The sequence below is a fragment of the Pseudomonas sp. M47T1 genome (assembly GCF_000263855.1).
Lineage (GTDB): Bacteria > Pseudomonadota > Gammaproteobacteria > Pseudomonadales > Pseudomonadaceae > Aquipseudomonas.
This window is the reverse complement of record NZ_AJWX01000013.1, coordinates 76,980-93,115: the sequence shown is the minus strand read 5'-3', so window position 1 is coordinate 93,115 and position 16,136 is coordinate 76,980. Positions and strand designations below refer to the sequence as shown.

At 63.4% G+C, this 16,136-nt stretch carries 14 protein-coding genes; 10 read left to right on the top strand and 4 right to left on the bottom strand.

All coding sequences use genetic code 11. The annotated features are described in order from the left end of the window. Positions 1-31 precede the first annotated feature (31 nt). Positions 32-2,701, bottom strand: coding sequence for a pyruvate dehydrogenase (acetyl-transferring), homodimeric type (gene aceE, locus PMM47T1_RS15135; RefSeq protein WP_008370339.1), 2,670 nt, complete (start codon positions 2,699-2,701; stop codon positions 32-34). Positions 2,702-2,801: 100 nt separating this feature from the next. Between aceE and PMM47T1_RS15130 the strand changes: the two genes are divergently transcribed. Beyond that, positions 2,802-3,245, top strand: coding sequence for a MarR family winged helix-turn-helix transcriptional regulator (locus PMM47T1_RS15130; protein WP_008370338.1), 444 nt, complete (start codon positions 2,802-2,804; stop codon positions 3,243-3,245). 43 nt (positions 3,246-3,288) lie between these two features. Here PMM47T1_RS15130 and bamA read toward each other — a convergent pair whose 3' ends face one another. Further along, on the bottom strand, positions 3,289-5,655 hold the full coding sequence (gene bamA / locus PMM47T1_RS15125) for an outer membrane protein assembly factor BamA (protein ID WP_043301087.1): 2,367 nt from the start codon (positions 5,653-5,655) through the stop codon (positions 3,289-3,291). A gap of 223 nt (positions 5,656-5,878) precedes the next feature. Between bamA and PMM47T1_RS15120 the strand changes: the two genes are divergently transcribed. From PMM47T1_RS15120 to PMM47T1_RS15095, 6 genes are all read left to right on the top strand, one after another. Next, complete coding sequence (locus PMM47T1_RS15120; RefSeq protein ID WP_008370336.1) at positions 5,879-6,562, top strand: response regulator transcription factor; 684 nt, start codon at positions 5,879-5,881, stop codon at positions 6,560-6,562. Continuing rightward, positions 6,559-7,824, top strand: coding sequence for a HAMP domain-containing sensor histidine kinase (locus PMM47T1_RS15115; RefSeq protein ID WP_008370335.1), 1,266 nt, complete (start codon positions 6,559-6,561; stop codon positions 7,822-7,824). The genes PMM47T1_RS15120 and PMM47T1_RS15115 overlap by 4 nt, the downstream gene beginning before the upstream one ends. Before the next feature lie 180 nt (positions 7,825-8,004). Next, the gene (locus PMM47T1_RS15110; protein WP_008370332.1) at positions 8,005-8,214 is read left to right on the top strand and encodes a hypothetical protein; all 210 of its coding nucleotides are present in this window, start codon (positions 8,005-8,007) and stop codon (positions 8,212-8,214) included. After that, the gene (locus PMM47T1_RS28695) at positions 8,211-8,627 is read left to right on the top strand and encodes a hypothetical protein (RefSeq protein ID WP_008370330.1); all 417 of its coding nucleotides are present in this window, start codon (positions 8,211-8,213) and stop codon (positions 8,625-8,627) included. Before PMM47T1_RS15110 ends, PMM47T1_RS28695 begins: the two co-directional genes overlap by 4 nt. Before the next feature lie 173 nt (positions 8,628-8,800). After that, complete coding sequence (locus tag PMM47T1_RS15100; RefSeq protein ID WP_008370328.1) at positions 8,801-9,205, top strand: hypothetical protein; 405 nt, start codon at positions 8,801-8,803, stop codon at positions 9,203-9,205. A 190-nt stretch (positions 9,206-9,395) separates the two neighbouring features. Then, positions 9,396-11,027, top strand: a complete 1,632-nt coding sequence (locus PMM47T1_RS15095) for a methyl-accepting chemotaxis protein (RefSeq protein ID WP_008370325.1) — start codon at positions 9,396-9,398, stop codon at positions 11,025-11,027. A gap of 102 nt (positions 11,028-11,129) precedes the next feature. Here PMM47T1_RS15095 and PMM47T1_RS15090 read toward each other — a convergent pair whose 3' ends face one another. Then, entirely contained in the window at positions 11,130-11,657 is a 528-nt protein-coding gene (locus PMM47T1_RS15090) for an RrF2 family transcriptional regulator (RefSeq protein ID WP_008370323.1), read from the bottom strand. Positions 11,658-11,817: 160 nt separating this feature from the next. Between PMM47T1_RS15090 and PMM47T1_RS15085 the strand changes: the two genes are divergently transcribed. The 3 genes from PMM47T1_RS15085 (at position 11,818) to PMM47T1_RS15075 (ending at position 14,782) form a co-directional block, all read left to right on the top strand. After that, positions 11,818-13,020 (top strand): NAD(P)/FAD-dependent oxidoreductase, encoded by a 1,203-nt coding sequence (locus PMM47T1_RS15085; protein ID WP_008370322.1) that lies wholly within the window; start codon positions 11,818-11,820, stop codon positions 13,018-13,020. Positions 13,021-13,104: 84 nt separating this feature from the next. After that, positions 13,105-14,028 (top strand): extracellular solute-binding protein, encoded by a 924-nt coding sequence (locus tag PMM47T1_RS15080; protein ID WP_008370320.1) that lies wholly within the window; start codon positions 13,105-13,107, stop codon positions 14,026-14,028. Between the two features lie 4 nt (positions 14,029-14,032). Next, entirely contained in the window at positions 14,033-14,782 is a 750-nt protein-coding gene (locus PMM47T1_RS15075) for a molybdate ABC transporter permease subunit (RefSeq protein WP_008370318.1), read from the top strand. Between the two features lie 135 nt (positions 14,783-14,917). Here PMM47T1_RS15075 and PMM47T1_RS15070 read toward each other — a convergent pair whose 3' ends face one another. Then, positions 14,918-15,931 carry an alpha/beta hydrolase gene (locus PMM47T1_RS15070; protein WP_008370316.1) on the bottom strand — a complete coding sequence of 338 codons (1,014 nt, stop codon included), beginning with the start codon at positions 15,929-15,931 and terminating at the stop codon, positions 14,918-14,920. Positions 15,932-16,136 lie beyond the last annotated feature (205 nt).

Here is a 16,136-nt window from a genome sequence, read left to right as displayed (position 1 = left end):
GACAAGATTGCGCCATTGCCGGGATGTAGACCTACACGCTGGTTGGATCGGTCTTGGTTGCATCAATGCCCAGCGCCGACAACGCCCCGGCCACCACCCCACGCTCGATCACGCCGTCATCGGCCAGCGCCTTCAGCGCCGCCAGCACGACGAACTGCCTATCCACCTCGAAATGCCTACGCAACGCCTCGCGGGTGTCCGACTGGCCGAAACCGTCGGTGCCCAGCGCCACGAACCGTCGGCCGTGCACAAGCGGACGGATCTGGTCGGCAAAGATCTTCATGTAATCCGTCGCCACCACCACCGGGCCTTTGCGGCCGTGCAGGCAGGTTTCCACGTGGGACCGGCGTGGCTCGGCCATCGGGTTCAGCAGGTTCCAGCGCTCCACCACCTGGCCCTCGCGGCGCAGTTCCGTGAGGCTGGTGGCGCTCCATACGTCACTGCTCACGCCATAGTCTCGCGCCAGGATCTCGCCTGCGGCGATTACCTCGCGCAGGATCGAACCGCACCCCATCAACTGCACGTGGGGCGTGCCGTTGATCACCGAGTGGGAGGAGAGGTTGTACAGCCCTTTCAGGATTCCCTCGGCCACGCCCTCTGGCATGTCCGGGTGGCGATAGTTCTCGTTGAGCAGCGTGATGTAGTAGTACACGTCCTCATTGTTCACGACCATGCGGCGCATGCCTTGGTGAATGATCACCGCCAGCTCGTACGCGTAAGTCGGGTCATACGACACGCAGCAGGGAATGGTCGACGCCAGCACGTGGCTGTGGCCATCGTCGTGCTGCAAGCCTTCGCCCATCAGCGTGGTGCGCCCGGACGTGGCACCCAGCAGAAAGCCCCGGGCGCGGGCGTCGCCGGCCGCCCAGGCAAGGTCGCCGATGCGCTGGAAGCCGAACATCGAGTAGTAGATATAAAAGGGGATGGTGGTGACGCCATGGTTGGCGTAGGACGTGCTGGCGGCGATCCACGAGGACATGGCCCCGGACTCGTTCAGGCCCTCCTGCATGATCTGGCCGTCCATGCTCTCCTTGTAATAGCTCAGTTGGCCGGCGTCCTGCGGGGTGTACAGTTGGCCCACGTGGGAGTGGATACCGATCTGCCGGAACAGGCTTTCCATGCCGAAGGTACGCGATTCGTCCGGCACGATGGGCACCACCCGCTGGCCGATTTCCTTGTCCTTGAGCAGGGTGCCGAGAATCCGGACAAAGGCCATGGTGGTGGAAATCTCGCGCTCACCGGTGCCCGTGAGCTGGGCTTGCAACGCACACAGCGGCGGTATGTTCAAGGCGTCGGCTTGGCCATGACGCACTGGCACCTGGCCGCCGAGCCGCTTGCGCGCGGCCTGCAGGTAGCGAGCTTCGGCGCTGTCGGCGCCGGGCTTGAGGTAGGGTAGTTCGGCCACCTGCTCATCCGACAGGTCCAGGTTGAAGCGGTCGCGAAAGGCCTTCAAGGCATCGTTGCCCATCTTCTTCTGCTGGTGGTTGATGTTCTGCCCTTCACCGGCTTCTCCCATGCCGAAGCCTTTGACCGTCTTGGCCAGGATCACCGTGGGCGCGCCGGGGTGGCGCACGGCAGCGGCGTAGGCGTTGTACACCTTGACCGGGTCATGGCCGCCGCGTGCAAGCTTCCAGATATCGTCGTCGGACATGTCGGCCACCAGCGCCAGCAGTTGCGGGTACTTGCCGAAGAAGTGCTCGCGCACGTAGGCGCCGTTCTGCGACTTGTAGTTCTGATAATCACCGTCCACGCACTCCATCATGCGCTGGCGCAGCAGACCACTGCTGTCCTTGACCAGCAGGCGGTCCCAGCCGCTGCCCCAGATCACCTTGATCACGTTCCAACCGGCCGCGCGGTACAGGCTTTCGAACTCCTGGATGACCTTGGCGTTGCCGCGTACCGGGCCGTCCAGACGTTGCAGGTTGCAGTTGACCACAAAAATCAAGTTGTCGAGCTTCTCGCGCCCGGCCAGGGAAATGGCCGCCAAGGACTCGGGCTGGTCCATCTCGCCGTCACCCAGGAACGCCCAGACCTTGCGCCCCTGGTGAGCCTTGAGGCTGCGGTTCTCCAGGTAACGCATGAAGCGCGCCTGGTAGGCCGCCGTGATCGGCCCCAGGCCCATGGACACCGTGGGGAACTGCCAGAAGTCGGGCATCAACCGCGGGTGTGGGTAGGAGGAAATGCCGTCACGGTCGGTTTCGCGACGGAAGTTGTCGAGCTGCGCCTGGCTCAAGCGCCCTTCAAGGAAGGCGCGGCCGTAGATACCGGGTGAGGAGTGACCCTGGATGTACACCAGGTCGCCGGCAAAGGTGTCGGTGCGGCCGCGGAAAAAGTGATCGAAGCCCACGTCATACAGCACTGCGGCGGATGCGTAGCTGGCGATGTGGCCGCCCACGCCTGAGTGATTGCCGGCGCGCAGCACCATGGTCAGGGCGTTCCAACGGATGAGCGCGTTGATGCGTTTTTCAATGCCCAGGTCGCCGGGGTAGGGCAGTTCGCGCTCGGGTGCGATGGTGTTGACATACGGGGTGGACATCCGGCCGTGAAAGTCGCCGTGGAGGGCCACGTCGAAATCCAGTAATTGGTCGATCAGGTAATGGGCACGGGAGCGGCCTTCCACCTCGATGACCGACTCCATGGAGTCCAGCCATTCCCGTGTCTGCTGAGGATCGCAGTCGGGAAACTGAATTGGCTCGTTCATCATTCCTCCTGAATTATGATTGCAAGTGCAACTAGGTCTCGAATCTAGTTGCTGATGAAGTACAATTGCAACTACATTTTTGTGCACATCAGGAGTACCCATGGCTACGGGCCAAGTCGATCTTTGGTTCAATTTTGTGCGCGCACATCGCTCGCTGATCCGCGAGATAGAACGGCGCCTGGCGGCCGAGCAGTTGCCGGCCTATGCCTGGTACGACGCCTTGTGGGGGATTGAAAGCGGGCCGCAAGGCATGCGGCGCATGCATGAACTGGCCGACGTGATGGTGATCGAGCGCTACAACCTCACGCGCCTGGTGGACCGCCTGGCGGCCGACGACCTGGTGCAGCGCCAGCGCGTGGAAGGCGACGGCCGCGGCTACACGGTATGCATCACGCAGAAGGGCAAGGCCCTGCGCAAGCGCATGTGGGCCGTTTACGAGGGGGCAGTCAACGAGCTGTTCCTGAGCCAGTTCGACAGTGAGCAGGCCCGGTTGTTTGCCGAGGCCTTGGAGCGTGCCCGGTTATCCGCGAACGCCAAACCGTAGCCACAAGGCTCTGCGCTGGCCTCATGGGGTTACGTGGCAGCGTTTAGAACGTCTGGCCCAGGGAGAACTGGAACACCTGCGCTTGCGAGCCGCTCGGGCTGCGGATTGGTGCGGCGAGGCTGAAGGTCAGTGGGCCCAGGGGCGAGTACCAGGTGGCGCCGACGCCGATGGACGCGGCCATCTCATCCAGGCTCAGGTTGCCACAGTTCTGCGTGGTGGCCAGGTAGCACTTGTCCGAGTACACGGTACCGAAGTCCAGGAACACCGAGGTCTGCAGCGACTTCTGGTCCTTGATGAACGGCATCGGGAACAGGTACTCGGCGCCGCCGGTCACCAGGATGTTGCCGCCAAGGGAATCGGTGCTGCGGTCCGAATAGTATTCCTGGCCCATGGACGAGTAGGCGCCGGTCGCCGGGGTGCTGCGCGGGCCCAGGGTACCGTCCTTGAAGCCGCGCACGCTGCCTTCGCCGCCGGCGGTGTAGTTCTCGTAGAAGGGCAGGCCGTCGGTGTTGCCGTAACCGTTGCCGTAGCCCAGCTTGGTGTGCAGGCGAATCGAAGTGGTGTTGCTCATGGGCAGGAACGTCTGGCCGGTGTAGTCGACCTTGTAGAAGGTCAGGTCACTGCCCGGTACGGTTGCCATGAAGCTCAGGCTCTGGGAGTGGCCGCGGTTGGCCAGCACGCCGCGGTTGAGCGTGGACTCCGACCAGGCCATGCTGGCCTTGAGGTTGGTGAAGCTCTCGCCGTTGCGCTCGATGAAGTCGTAGATTTCGTCGGCGCTGTAGGTGCCCGGGGTAATGTCGTCGTGTTGCAGCGTCAGCCCGTAGGTCATGCGCGTGGTTTCGCTGATCGGGTAGCCGAAGGTCACGCCGGCGCCGTAGCTGTTGATCGAGTAGTACGACACACCGTCGGAGTAGTAGTCGTTGTAGTCGGTCTTGTTGTAGAACAGGTTGTAGCCCAGGCTCACGCCGTCGGGTGTGAAGTAGGGGTTGGTGTAGCCGAAGTTGTACTTGGTCTGGTACTCGGACTTGGTCAGGCCGATGCTGGCGTAGTTGCCGGTGCCCAGGAAGTTGCTCTGGGTGATTGAACCGCCCAGGATCAGGCCGGCACTCTGGGCAAAGCCGACACTGGCGGTGATGGAGCCCGAGGCCTGTTCTTCAACCGAATAGTTGACGTCCACCTGGTCGTCCTTGCCGGGCACGGCCGGGGTCTCGACGTTGACAGTCTTGAAGAAGCCCAGGCGTTCCAGGCGTGTCTTGGACTGGTCGATCAGGTAGGTTGAAGCCCAACCGCCCTCCATCTGGCGCATTTCCCGGCGTAGCACCTTGTCATCGGTCTTGGTGTTGCCCACGAAGTTGATGCGGTCCACGTAGGCGCGCTTGCCCGGTTCCACCACAAAGGTGATATCCACCGTATGGTCGTCGTCATGGGTTTGCGGCACGCCGTTGACGTTGGCGAAGGTGTAGCCTTCGTTGCCCAGGCGGCGGGTGATCAGCTCGCTGGTGGTGGTCATCAGCTTGCGCGAGAACACCTGGCCTTTTTGCACCAGCAACAGCGCGCGCACTTGGTCTTCAGGTGCTTTCAGTTCGCCCGACAGCTTCACGTCGCGCACGGTGTAGCGCTGGCCTTCGTTGATGTTCACGGTAATGAACACGCTTTTCTTGTCGGGGCTGATGGACACCTGTGTGGAGGCGATGTCCATGTTGATGTAGCCGCGGTCCAGGTAATAGGAGCGCAGCTTTTCCAGGTCGCCGGAGAGCTTTTCCCGGGCGTACTTGTCGTCATTCTTGAAAAACGACAGCCAGTTGGTGGTCTTCAGGGCGAACTGGCTGGTCAGGTCCTCTTCGGAGAACACCGTGTTGCCGACTATGTTGATGTGCTTGATGGCGGCGACACTGCCTTCGTCGATCTTGATCTTCAGGCTGACACGGTTGCGTGGCTGTGGCACCACGTCGGCGTCCACAGTGGCCGAGTAACGGCCCTGGGCCACGTACTGACGCTGTAATTCGTTGCGCACGCCTTCGAGGGTGGCGCGCTGGAAAATCTCGCCTTCGGCCAGGCCCGATTGCTTGAGGCCCTTCATCAGGTCTTCGGTGGTGATGGCCTTGTTGCCCTCGATCTCGATGGACGAAATGGACGGGCGTTCCACCACATTGATGATCAGTACGGTGCCGTCGCGGCTGAGGTTGATGTCCTGGAAAAAACCGGTCTTGAACAAGGCCCGGGTGGACTCCACCAGGCGGCGGTCATCGGCTTCATCGCCGACGTTCAACGGCAGTGCACCAAATACACTGCCGGCAGACACCCGTTGCAGGCCGTTGACACGAATATCGGAAATCTTGAACGCTTCGGCGTGCACCATCGTGGCATTGGCCACCAGTACAACCGAGCAGAGCAGGCGCGACACATTCATCAGGACAGGTTCCAGGACGCTTCGACAGACAGCCCAAACGCACCGCACGGCCCGCGGTAAGGCAAGGCGCCGCGCGGTCGCTTGGCTTGGGGGGTGAAGCATAAAAGGCCGGGAAGTTCGGTGCGGTTAACCGAATGTCAAGTTAGGTAAAGGTTGGGCAAGTTGCGGTGACGGCCATAGGGACTACGGTGATAATCCACGCACATTCATTCAAGAGCGCGCCATGATTTCCGTATTGCTGGTGGACGATGACGAGGAACTGACCGAAATGCTCAGCGAGTACCTGGCGCGTGAGGGTTTCTGCGCCACCGCCGTGCACACCGGCGAGGAGGGCGAAGTGCAGGCGCTGTCCGGGCGCTACAGCATTGTGGTGCTGGACGTGATGCTGCCGCGCCTGTCGGGCATCGAGGTGCTGCGCCGCATCCGCGCCAGCAGCCAGGTGCCGGTGCTGTTGCTGACCGCGCGCGGCGACAACATCGACAAGATCACCGGCCTTGAACTGGGCGCCGACGACTATGTGCCCAAGCCCAGTTCCCCCGGCGAGCTGGTGGCCCGGCTGCGCGCCATCATGCGCCGGGTGCAGCCCCAGGATGCACCGATTGCCGACACCATCCGCACCGGCGCCTTGGTGCTGTGGCCCGGCAAGCGCCAGGCCCATTGGCAAGGCAGTAGCCTGGACCTGACCAGCACCGAATTCAGCCTGCTGGAAGAACTGGCCCGGTATGCCGGCCAGGTGGTCACCAAGCAGAACCTGTCCATCAACGCCCTGGGGCGGCCATTGACCCGCTATGACCGGCGCATCGACGTGCACATCAGCAGCATCCGCCAGAAACTGGGCCCCCGTGACGACGCCAAGGCCTGGATTCAGAGCGTGCGTGGGCTGGGCTACCTGTTGATCGCCGAATGATCAGGCCCAGCCGGCTGTTCTGGAAGTTGTTCCTGGCCTTCTGGCTGGCCACCAGCCTGACTTTCCTGGCGGGGCTGGCGATTTTGCTGATCGGCCGCTTCTTCCCCGGCGACCCGCAGATCGGCACGGTGTTCTTCAATACCCAGCACGTGATTGAGCGGTTTGGCGTGGAGGCCGGCGAGCCGTTGCTGACGGTATGGGCCGATGACCTGCATGGCCAACAGATCGGCTTGTACGACCAGCAAGGCCAACTACTCGCCGGCAAGCCCGTGCCGGCCGACAAGTACAACCTGAAGGTGACGGCCAAGGACGGCCGCGTGGTATGGCTGCGTGCTCCGCAGAACCCCGGCTCGCCTGAAGGCAAGGGCCCCAGCCACGCCATTCCGCTGGTCGTGGGTACCATCATGAGTGCGCTGTTCAGCTGGTACCTGGCGTACTACCTGGTGTGGCCGCTGGTGCACCTGCGCAGGGCCATGCACAGCGTCGCCCAAGGCCGTTTCGACACGCGGGTCAAGCCGATCATGGGCCGGCGCCGCGACGAGATCGTCGACCTGGCCGAAGACTGCGACCGCATGGCCACCCAGCTCAAGCTGCTGGTGGACGCCCAGCAGCATCTGCTGCACGACATCTCCCATGAGCTGCGCTCACCGCTGACGCGCATGCGCGCGGCCATCGGCCTATTGTTGCAGGACCCGCACCGCCTGGAAATGCTCGGGCGTATCGAACGCGAGTCCGAGCGCATCGATATCCTGATAGAAGAACTGCTGACCTTGGCGCGGGTCCAGGGCCGTCCTGAAAGCCTGGACAGCGAACGGCTGGACGTGATCGAACTGCTGGCCGATATCGTTGAGGACGCGCAGTTCGAGGCAGGCATCAAGCACTGCACGGTGCAGCTCGATGCCCCAGAGAGTTTCGTCAGCTGCGTGAACGGCGAGTTGCTGTACCGCTGTTTCGAGAACGTGGTACGCAATGCCGTGCGCTACACCTGGCCGTCCACCACGGTGCGGGTGGTGGCCGTGGCCAACGCCGCCGGCGACAGCCTGACCGTGCGCATCACCGACCAGGGACCGGGGGTTGAACACCATCGGTTGCAGAGCATCTTCAGCCCCTTCGAGCGCGGTGTCGCCCAGCCGGCTGCAGGCTTCGGCCTGGGCCTGGCCATCGCCCAGCGCGCGGTAGAGCTACATGGTGGGCGCATCAGCGCCAGCAACCTGCCCGAAGGCGGCCTGAGCGTGGCCATCCACCTGCCACGCCGCGCCTGAACCCGTGGTATAGCCGCTGCCGCCAGGCTACACGTTTTGCGCCACGGCTAAATACGTATCTTTACCCAATATTACATGGCCTTGACCGCCTTGAACCTGCTCCCCGCTTAAGCTTTGGCCAGAGGCGCCCGTTGCGCATGAAGCGCCAGGCGCAATGGAGAATAGGCTTTGGAGGTAGAGATGAAAGACCTGATACGTTCCGTTGGCTTGACCTTCCTGCTGGACCATAAAGTGCTGCGCAGCGCCTATTCGGCAGCGCCGGTATTCCCCGCATTCAGCACCTATTGCGACTTCAACGTGGTGCAAACCCAAGTGGCTGGCTACGCCTTTGGTTTTGGCCACCCGGTGGCGGTGCAACTGCCATGGCAGGCGGTGGAGGGTGGGCTATGAGGCTCAAGCGCAAGCTCAAGGCGCGGCCGCCCCGGCGCCTGGTGGAAGAAGTGCCGGTCAATGTCCAGGATGCGTTGCAAGATCAACTGCGTGCCTACCTGGGGCGCGGATTTACCCCGGTGTTGCTGGGCAGTGGCGGCAGCGACGGGTCGCGGCGCTATCATTTGCAGATTCATCATGATCGCAGTGGTCAGTATCTGGAGTTGCATGGTGATTTTGATGCTCATGGCGCCGAGGCCATTTTCAAGGTTGCGCACCAGATGAAAACCATGCTGCAGCCAGCGGCCAATGCCCTGGGCAACAATGTGCGGCTGATTGCCCGCATCACTGACCTGCCATGCCCCGACACCCTGAAGGACGCCGCCCGACGCCTGGCCACCGACACCCGTCGATTTCAGCTCGCCAAGGGCTGAAAGCAGGCGATTGTTTCTGGCGTGGCTTTTGATCCGGCTTTTGATGTGAGGCCCTGTAAAGCGCCAGGCCCCCGCAAGGGCTAACCGCAACAGCAACAGCAGCGCGGTCCTGACCGTGAGGGGCTGGTTGCGGTAAGATGGGCGTTTTTCCCGCATTACGGAACAGCGCCCCCATGGCCTCCACCCACAAGCAAGACAAACGCGCCGCCCGCGCCAAGACCAAGGCCAAGCAGAACCGCGTCAAGCGCGCCGCGCCCGAAGTCGAACTGGACCCCAACGACCAGCGCATCGATTTTGAATCGGTAGACCTCACCGATCTGTTCAAATTGATGCGCGACGCCGAAGCCATCAGCCAGCAAGCCATGTGCAAGGCGTTCCTGTCCCACCCGCTGCTGGTGCTGGTGTTCGAACAGGAAGGCGAAGAGGGCGCCATGGACTTCATTCTTGCCGCCCTGATGGAATACCGCGAGTGGTCGGCCGGCGCCGATGAAACCCAGGCCCTGGCGTGGATCGAATCCGCCGAATTCCAGACCGACTACGTGGCCGCCTCCGACGAAATCGCCGCCGACAACGCCTGATCACTGTTTTCTGTGGGAGCTGGCTTGGCTTGCCAGCGAGCTTTTCGACGCCTGAAAGCTCGCTGGCAGCCAGCGCCCACAAAAACAACTGCGCCACGACGATCCTGCCGTTTACCGGTACTGCCCTTCAGTTCACTCCACCCATGCCGATGCCTTGCTAATAACAAGAGCAAGGCACGGAGTAGCGGACATGAAAATGCGCAATCTATCGATCAGCGGGCGTTTGTGGCTGATCCTGATCGTCGCGGCGTTGATGCTGTGCGCGATGGCCGCGGCGATGGTCAAGCAGATACACGACGACCTGTACGACGCCAAGGCGCAGAAAACCATGCACGTGGTGCAGACCGCCAGCGGCCTGCTGGCCTACTACCACGGCCTGGAGACCGCCGGCACACTGACCCGCGAGCAGGCCCAGGCCCAGGCCATGGAGGCAATTCGCGGCCTGCGCTACAACCAGACCGACTACTTCTGGATAAACGACCTGCGGCCGGTGATGATCATGCACCCGGCCAACCCCAAGCTGGTGGGCCAGGACCTGTCCCAGGTGAAAGACCCGGACGGTGTCGAGGTGTTCAACGCCATGGTCAAGGTGGCCAAGGCCCAGGGCGCGGGCATGGTCAATTACCGCTGGCCCAAGCCCGGCGCCAGCGAGCCGGTGGAAAAGACCTCTTACATCAGCCTGTTCGCGCCTTGGGGCTGGATCATCGGTTCGGGCGTGTACGTGGATGACGTGGAGGCCGAGTTCCATCAACAGGTGCTGAAAGCCAGCGCAATCACCGTGGGCATTATCCTGATCATGGCCGCGCTGCTGACCCTGATTGCCCGCAGCATCATCCAGCCGTTGAACGCCGCAGTGCAGGCCATGGCCAACATCGCCAGCGGCGACAGTGACCTGACCCGGCGCCTGGAAGAGCAGGGCAGCGACGAAGTCACGCAACTGGCCCGGCATTTCAATGCCTTTGTGGCCACCCTGCGCCAGGTGGTCAGCGAGTTGCAGCAGTCCGCCACGCGGCTGGGCCAGGCGTCGGGCGAGTTGGGCGTGGATGCCGACCAGGCCCAGGCACGCAGCCAGCAACAGTCCCAGCAAATGGAGTTGGTGGCCACGGCGGTCAACCAGGTGACCTACGGTGTGCAGGACGTGGCGAAGAACGCCGAGCATGCCGCCAGCGAAATGCGCGATGCCGAATCCGAGGCGCAGCGCGGCCAGGCCAATATCGACGGCAGCCTGCGGCAGATCGACCAGTTGTCCGGCACCATTGACCAGGCGGTCGAGGTCATCCGCACGTTGGCCAGCGAAAGCACACAGATCGGCAGCGTGCTGGACGTCATCAGTTCCATTGCCGAACAGACCAACCTGCTGGCCCTCAACGCCGCCATCGAGGCCGCCCGGGCGGGGGAGCAGGGCCGTGGCTTTGCCGTGGTGGCCGACGAAGTGCGGCTGCTGGCCCAGCGCACGCAGAAATCGACCGCGGAGATCCAGGGCATGATCGAACGCCTGCAACGTCATTCCGACGCTGCGGTGAAAGTGATCGGCGACAGCAGCCGCGCCTCGCACCTGACCATTGAACAGGCCAACCTGGCCGGGCGCAGCCTGACGTCGATCAGTCAGGCACTGAATAAACTCAACGGTCTGAATGCATCCATTGCCAGCGCCACCCTGCAGCAGTCCCACGTGGTGGAGGATATCAACCAGAACGTCACCCAGGCCGCCGAACTGTCACGCAGCGCGGCGCTGGCCGCCGAGCAGTCCAACACCGCCAGCGTGCAGCTCAAGGCCCTGAGCCAGCAGTTGGACGGGGTGTTGCGCCGGTTCCGGGTGTGACAAGCGGGTAGCGGCTGCCGAACGCTGCGCTGGGCATCAGCCTCGCTGAAGATCTACAGCGCATGCCAAGATCCGCGCAGCCCAGGGCGGCGGCTACACGGACTACAGGTTCGTGGTCTGGATCTTGCGGTCGCGGCGGCCTTCCATCCAGTCGTCCACCTGGCTGCCAAACTCGGCCGGCGCCTTGCGCGCTACGCGGCGTGACAGGTCGAGGATGGTCTGTTGCGCCAGCGCTTGCTCCATGCGTTGCTGCGCGGTTTGCATGGCGCCATGCACCGCACACGGGCCGTCCAGGGCCCAGGCGGGCGGGGCGCCGTCGAACAGCGCGCAGCGGCCACGAATTTCCCGGCAATCAAAAATCGACTTGCGCCCGTCGATGGCGTTGACCACGTCCAGCAGGCTGACCTCATCGGCCGGCCTGGCGAGGCGGAAGCCCCCGCGCACACCTTCAGTCGCCACCACCAGGTGCGCCTTGGCCAGTTTGGTAAAGATTTTTGCCAGGTAATCCTGAGGCACGCCTTGCAGCTGTGCCAAGTCGCGCACGCTGGCCTCGCGGCTGTCGCCACCGGCGCCGACCAGGAAAATCAGGCAATGGATGCCGTATTCAACACCCGCGCTGTAGAGCGACATGGGAATCTCCGACTGAATAAGTCGCCATTCTAGCGCTGACTATCGCCCAGAGGCAAAGCAACCCATTCGATGAGAGGTCGCTTGTCAAAATTAACTACGACCAATATAGTCGTAGTTATTGAGGCGCCATCGATCGGCACCTCTCCTCGTGGAGCGACACATGAAACAGCACATCCTGATTCTCGGCGCTGGCTTCGGTGGCCTGTGGACGGCCCTGGGCGCCACCCGCCTGTTCAACCAGCATGGTCACCGCGACACCCGTGTAAGCGTGCTTGCCCCCCAGGCCGAGCTGCGCATTCGCCCGCGCTTCTATGAGCCGGACGCCCACCGCCTGGCGGCGCCCATTGGCGACCTGCTGGCCGCCGTGGACGTGGACTTCATCAAGGGCGCCGCGCAAGCCATCGATGTGGCCGCCAAGTGCGTGCGCTACACCGATGCTTTCGGTGCCAGCCAGGTCTGCCGCTACGACAAACTGGTGTTGGCCACCGGCAGTGGCCTGGCGCTGCCCGGCGCGCCCGGCGTTGCCGAACATGCCTTTGACGTGGACCAGATCGAGCAGGCCGTGCGCCTGGAAAACCACCTGAAAGCCTTGGCCCGGCAGCCCGAGAGCCGTGGGCGCAACACCGTGGTCGTCGCCGGTGGCGGTTTCACCGGTATCGAGACCGCCACGCAGATGCCGGGGCGGCTGCGGGCCATCCTCGGTGAACAGGCCAACATCGACGTCATCATTGTCGATCGCGGCGCGCAGGTAGGCGCCTCCATGGGCGCCGAAATCGCCGAATCCATTGCCCAGGCCAGCGACGCGCTGGGGGTGAGCTGGCGGTTGCAGTCATCGGTGGTGGCCGTGGATGCGCAAGGTGTGACCCTGGAAGATGGCCAGTGCATCGAGGCTCATACAGTCATCTGGACCACCGGTGTGCGCGCCCACGGCCTGACGGCCCAGGTGCCCGGCGAGCGTGACGGCCTGGGGCGCCTGCACGTGGATGTCAACCTCAAGGTCATTGGTCAGCACGACATTTACGCCACGGGTGACGTGGCCCATGCCGCCACCGACGAGCTGGGCAACCACGCGCTGATGACCTGTCAGCACGCGATCATGCTCGGCCGTTTCAGCGGTCACAACGTGGCGGCCCAGGTGCTGGGTGTCGAGCCCCTGCCATACCGCCAGCCCAAGTACGTGACCTGCCTTGACCTGGGCGCCTGGGGCGCGGTGTACACCGAAGGCTGGGACCGCCAGGTGAAACTGGTGCGCGAAGAGGCCAAGGCCCTGAAGACCCAGATCAACACCGTGTGGATCTACCCACCGGCGGCCGATCGTGACGCCGCCTGGGCCGCCGCAGACCCGCTGGTTCCCATCGCCTGAGTACGGGTGCCTGCCCAAGCCGCACAAACCCCGATATCATCGGCGCTATATAACACCGTAAATAGCGCTTGGGGGCGCGTGTGCATGTCGAGAAAGACCGTTCAGTGGCTGTTCACCGGCCTGGCCATGGGCTGCGCGTTGGCGGCCCATGCCGAGGACAAGATCCAGGTGGCGTACGCCGGTTCCATGGGCGTGGTCATGGACAAGGCCCTGGGGCCCGGTTTCGCTCAGCGCGAACACGTGGCCTATCAGGGGCAGGGCCAGGGTGCCTATGGAATGGCGCGGTTGCTGGCGTCGAAGAAGGTGCTGGCCGACGTGTTTGTGTCCATTACCCCGGGCCCTATCGACGTGCTCAAGCAGGCCGGGCTGGTGGACCAGGCCGTGCCGGTGGCCAGCACGCGCATGGTGATTGCCTACAACCCCAAAAGCCGCTTTGCCGGCGCCTTGCAGGCAGCCGCCCAGAACGGGGCGGCTGCCCAGCCTTGGTGGCAGGTGCTGCAAAGCCCGGGCTTGCGCTTTGGGCGCACGGATGCCGCCACCGACCCGCAAGGGCAGAACATCATTTTTACCCTGCGCCTGGCTGAAAAGTACTACCACCAGCCAGGCCTGGCCAGGGCGGTGCTGGGTGCCGAGCAGAACCCCGAGCAGGTGTTTGGCGAAGGCGGCCTGCTGACTCGCCTGGAGTTGGGGCAGGTGGACGCCGCCTCGGGTTATGAAAGCGCGACGCTGTCGGCGAAGCTGCCCTACATTGCGCTGCCGGACGAGATCAACCTCAGCAACCCCGGGTTTGCCCACGACTGGTATGACACGGTCAGCCTGAGCCTGCCCGGCAAGGACGGCGCGGCCCAGGTGGTCACCCCGCAGCCGTTGGTGTTCTACGCCGCCGTGCTGAAAAACGCCCCGGACCCGGCCCGTGCCAAGGCGTTTGTCAGCTACCTGCAATCGGCAGACGGCCAGGCGCTGTTCAAGGCCAATGGCTACGGCCAGCCCAAGGGCCCGGCGCTGTGACGACATGAACCGTGGGCGCCTGGCGTGGCTGGGCCTGCCCGCGCTGCTGGTACTGGTGGTGCCGATGCTGGCGTTGATCCAGGCGACGGGTTGGCGGCATTGGCAGCTGGCATATGGTGATTGGACGGCGGTGGCGGTGTCGCTGGGGCTGACCGCCGTGTCGATGCTGGTGATTGTCGTGTTGGGCACGCCCTTGGCGTTCTGGCTGGCGCGCACCGGTTCGCGGGCGAAGTCCGCGGCCCAGACCTTGGTGTTGCTGTCGCTGTTGACCCCGCCGTTGGCCATGGGCATCGTGCTGGTCGGTGCTTATGGGCCTTACGGCAGTATTGGTGAGTGGCTGGGTCATGTGGGCGTCAGCCTTAACAACAACCCGCCGGCCTTTGTGCTGGCCCAGGTGTACGGCGGCCTGGCGTATTACGTGCTGTGCGCCCGCAATGCCTTCGAACAGGTACCCCGGGTGCTGGAGGAGGCCGCCCGCAGCCTGGGCGATGCCCCGGCCCAGGTGTTTCGCCGCGTTACCTTGCCGCTGGCGCGGCGCAGCCTTGCCAACGGCCTGGCCATCGTTTGGGCGCGGGTGATCGGTGAGTTTGGCATTGTCATGGTGTTCGCCTACTTCCCCCAGGGCATCCCGGTGAAGTTATTCGTCAATTTGCAGAACGAAGGCGTGGATTCAGTGTACGCGCTGTTGTGGCTGTTGCTGATCGTGACCTTGCCGTTTCCGTTGTGGTGCCTGCGCGGCCGGCTGGCCCTTTAGGCGCTGCCGAACGCTGCGAAAAGGTCCGCAGGACCTTCGGCGGTGTCATGCCGAAAACAGGCCCGCGGTGCGGGCCTTCGCAGCCTGTTGGCAGCTCCTGTTATTTCTGACGCAGGACAGTTGCTGCTACGGGCGTCAGTTCAGGTGAACCTTCAGCTCCTGAGCCGCCTGGCGCAGCGCAGCCTTGACTTCGGGGATGTTGCTCAACGGGTTGAGCAGGCCGTAGTCATGGATCATGCCGTTGTAGCGTACGGCGGTCACTTCAACCCCGGCGGCATCCAGTTTACGGGCATAGGCCTCGCCTTCGTCACGCAGCACATCAAGCCCGGCGGTCTGTACCAGCGCCGGTGGCAGGCCCTTGAGTTGTTCCAGGCTGGCACGCAACGGCGAGGCATGGATCTCGGCGCGTTGCGCCGCGTCGGTGGTGTAGCTGTCCCAGAACCAGGCCATCATGTTTTTGGTCAGGAAATGACCTTCGGCATACTGTTGATAGGAGGCGGTGTCGAAGCTGGCGTCGGTCACCGGCCACAGCAGCAACTGGAAGCGCAGTTTCGGCGTGCCCTGTTCCTTCGCCATCAGGCTGACCACCGCAGCCATGTTGCCGCCCACGCTGTTGCCGGCCACAGCCAGGCGCTGGCTGTCCACGCCGATCTGCTTGCCATGCTCGGCCACCCAGCGAGTCGCGGCGTAGGCCTGGTTGATGGCGGTGGGGTAATGGGCTTCCGGTGAAGGCGTGTAGTCCACGTACACCGCCACCGCGCCAGAGCCCACCACCAGGTCATGGATCAGGCGGGCATGGGTGGGGTAGTCGCCCAGCACCCAGCCGCCGCCGTGGAAGAACATGAACACCGGCAAGTCACCCTTGACCTTGGCAGGGCGCACGATGGTCAGCTTGATGGCCTGGCCATTCGCCTGGATGGTCTTGTTGCTGACCTCGGTGCCCGACAGGTCGACTTTCACCGAGTTCTGCGCGCCGGTCAGTACCGCCCGGGCATCCTTGGGGCTCAGTTGTTCCAGTGGTGTGCCACCGCCGGCATTCAAGGCATTCAGAAAGGCCTGAGTCTGATGCTCGGCGCCGGTGTCGGCAGCGAAGGCGTTGTTGACGCAGAGGGCTAGCAGGGTGGTGGTCAGGGCTTTGCGCAGGGTCATGGTGTTGTTCCTTCAAGATAATGTCAGTGGTGGACCGCTACCCGTGGTTGTGGGGTACGCGGTATGGAGGCCACTTTACGTAGGCTTGATAAAAGGAACAATTGGCTTAAATGGAGAATGATTGTTTCTAAATAAGGGACTAACAAGCCGCGCTACCATACCCGGCAGGTATGGCACCAGATCTCGACCCTATTGGCGCCCGAGG